The following is a 2,950-nucleotide window of genomic DNA, read 5'->3' as shown; positions in this document are numbered from 1 at the left end:
GAGGGTTAGGGAGGGGTAAAACATTTAATACAGCAATCATGACTTTTCAGACAACCTCTCAATAATAAAAGTTAATTAATCTTAATTTCTAACAGTAACTAACTAAATCATCCACTATGTTATCCGTTAAAGATGCAGAAACGATTATTTTCAATCATGTTCAACCTTTAAATCAAGAACATGATCTTGAAGTTGTTGATTTATTGACAGCATTTCACCGAATTTTAGCAACTCCTGTAATTAGTTCTTTAGATTTTCCCCATTGGGATAATTCCGCAATGGATGGTTTTGCAGTGCGTTATGAAGATGTGCAAAATTCCACTTCTGAAAATCCGACAATTTTAGAAGTTGTCGAAGAGATTCCCGCAGGATATCAACCTCAAAATACTATTCAACCAGGACAAGCAGCAAGGATTTTCACTGGTGCAATAATCCCAAAAGGTGCGGATACTGTAGTTATGCAGGAAAAAACTAAATTGCAGGAAAACCAAGTTTTTATTTTTGCTACACCGCAACCCCAAGAATTTATTAGACACCAAGGAGACTTTTACCAAGCCGGAAAAGAACTTTTACCAGCAGGAATTCCCCTGAATGCAGCAGAAATTGCTATTTTAGCGGCTGCACAATTGCCAGAAATCAGTGTTTTCCGTCGTCCGCGAGTGGCAATTTTTTCAAGTGGTGACGAATTAGTAACACCAGAACAAACCCTAAAACCTGGACAAATAGTAGATTCTAACCAATATGCTTTAGTTGCTTTGGTGCAAGAATTGGGTGCAGAAGTGTTAATGTTAGGAATTGTTAAAGATAATCCAACTGCATTAACAGAGACTATAAATTATGCCATTAATCATGCGGATATAGTTCTTTCTTCTGGTGGAGTTTCCGTAGGTGATTATGATTATATTGATAATATATTAGCATCTTTGGGAGCAGAAATTCATTTTCGTGCTGTGCAGATGCGTCCAGGAAAACCTCTCACATTTGCCACATTTCCCAACTCCCTTTATTTTGGTTTACCAGGAAATCCCGTTTCGGCTTTAGTGACATTTTGGCGATTTGTAAAACCGACAATTAAAAAACTTTCAGGAATTAATCGAGGTTGGGAAGCAAAACTTTTAAAAGTAAAATCCCATTGCGAATTAAAATCTAACGGAAAAATGGAAACTTATATTTGGGGTACTTTAAATTTAAATGATGGTATTTATGAATTTCATCAAACAAGTGGTAATTTAAATTCTGGAAACTTAATTAACTTATCCCAAACTAATGCTTTAGCAATTTTACCATTGGGAAAAACCTTAATTTTACCAGGAGAAGAAACCTTAGTTTTGCGAATAGGATAAAATAAAATGAACTCTCTGCAACTCTGCGCCTCTGCGTGCAAAAATAGATTACTTTCATAAGTCTAGCTATATTTTGTTGGGTTTCACTTCGTTCTACCCAACCTACAATTATCTTAGGTATTAGTAAATTGTCTTTTATCAAGCAGAGGAGAATCTATATCTAAAAGCCAATTTTCATCAACAAATTCCAGATTTTCATTATAGATAAGAACTAACTCACCTATATTTTGAATAATTGGACTTCCGAATGGGTAAGATTTATCATGGGGATCATGAGGGATCATTTTAGCATAAATAGTAGTAGTACCAATAAGAGAAAATTTGAGTTTTAGAAAACGTTTATCTTGGGTAACACCTACAAAACTACTAACTAATTCTGCTTCTATGGTATGAGGTAAGCTAATTGAGTCATAATATTCATCCTGTTCATCCCAATAACCATTGATTGTATAACAGCATTGTTCAAGATGTTTTTGAACAAGAGAATTAGGATCTAAATTTTCTAATATTTCAGTTAAATCTTGCCAGATTTGGTGATTTTTCAATTGAAGTGTAGTCATAATTTATTCTGGATTAATGTTGTGTTACAAAACCAGGAAAATGTAATATACCATTAACATATTTGGCGTGAAACCGTCTATCACCACCGTTACCTAACACTTTAGATTTTAAATTATATCCTTTTTCTTGAGAATCAACAAGCCCAATACTACCCTGTGGGTGTACTAACCCTTTCGCAATTGCCTTTAAATGCTTTCCTTTACCATCATATCTTATACCTAATTTTATTTGTTCGTCGCTAAATGAAACTTGCAAATCATAAGTTGAAGAATATACAACGTCAGGTTGAATATCTTGCCAATTATTGGGTAATGGTAAAACTTCCATGATATCTAACGGTTTACGGTTCTACGGATGTCTTTATAAAATCGAATAATTACATCAGTAGTGTTGAATCCTGCAACAAAACTTTACAATCTTTGCGTTTTACTCAGGTAAAATCCCTTGTCTATTATTGTTGTATGCAATTACTTGGTTAATTTAACTAAATATTGGCTTAAATTTTCTAATAATCTTTGATGTCTTTCCGTTGAAATTGCCCCAATTGAACCAATTATACTGTTACTATAAATAACGGTTAAAAAGCTTAATCGAATAACAGATTGACTAACTAAACCACTGAATTGAAAATCCTCATCTTCTGGTGAAATTATTTCATCAAAATTAGCAATATATTGTTTGAATTGGGTACTAATACCACAAACTAAAAAGTCTTGATATTTTGGCATTTCTTTTAAAATCAGCGCAGGACGATTTTTTATTCCTCCATTTGCTTGGGGAACAGGAGTTAATACAATATCACATTCTTTCATAATTCTTGTTATATTCTTTAATTAATTCTAGGGTATATTCTGGTTCATCATCTCCATAACATAGATTCAAATTTTTCAAAGAAAAATATTCCCAATCGTCTTGATTTTCCGTATCATTATCTACAATAATAGGTGTAATTAACACTTTTGTTCCTTCGGGAATAGACAAGGAATCAATTAATTCTATTTTCCCATTTTTAACAACTGCTAACTGTGGTGATATCATGGTTATAT

General features: G+C 33.1%; 5 protein-coding genes. 1 reads left to right on the top strand and 4 read right to left on the bottom strand.

All coding sequences use genetic code 11. The annotated features are described in order from the left end of the window. Positions 1-116: 116 nt before the first annotated feature. Positions 117-1,343 (top strand): gephyrin-like molybdotransferase Glp, encoded by a 1,227-nt coding sequence (glp, locus tag IQ228_RS24180; RefSeq protein WP_193964712.1) that lies wholly within the window; start codon positions 117-119, stop codon positions 1,341-1,343. A 113-nt stretch (positions 1,344-1,456) separates the two neighbouring features. Here the strand turns inward: glp and IQ228_RS24175 are convergent, their stop codons facing one another. The 4 genes from IQ228_RS24175 to IQ228_RS24160 all read right to left on the bottom strand — a co-directional run. Then, positions 1,457-1,903 carry a hypothetical protein gene (locus IQ228_RS24175; RefSeq protein ID WP_193964711.1) on the bottom strand — a complete coding sequence of 149 codons (447 nt, stop codon included), beginning with the start codon at positions 1,901-1,903 and terminating at the stop codon, positions 1,457-1,459. Between the two features lie 13 nt (positions 1,904-1,916). Beyond that, complete coding sequence (locus tag IQ228_RS24170; RefSeq protein WP_193964710.1) at positions 1,917-2,231, bottom strand: hypothetical protein; 315 nt, start codon at positions 2,229-2,231, stop codon at positions 1,917-1,919. 140 nt (positions 2,232-2,371) lie between these two features. Beyond that, entirely contained in the window at positions 2,372-2,716 is a 345-nt protein-coding gene (locus tag IQ228_RS24165; protein WP_193964709.1) for a type II toxin-antitoxin system PemK/MazF family toxin, read from the bottom strand. After that, positions 2,703-2,950, bottom strand: a 248-nt coding sequence (locus IQ228_RS24160) for a hypothetical protein (protein WP_228044056.1), incomplete at its 5' end; no start/stop codon positions are given. The genes IQ228_RS24160 and IQ228_RS24165, both read right to left, overlap by 14 nt.

Source organism: Dolichospermum sp. LEGE 00246, assembly GCF_015207865.1.
Taxonomy (GTDB): Bacteria; Cyanobacteriota; Cyanobacteriia; order Cyanobacteriales; family Nostocaceae; genus Dolichospermum; species Dolichospermum heterosporum.
This window is presented reverse-complemented; position numbering and strand designations above follow the sequence as displayed.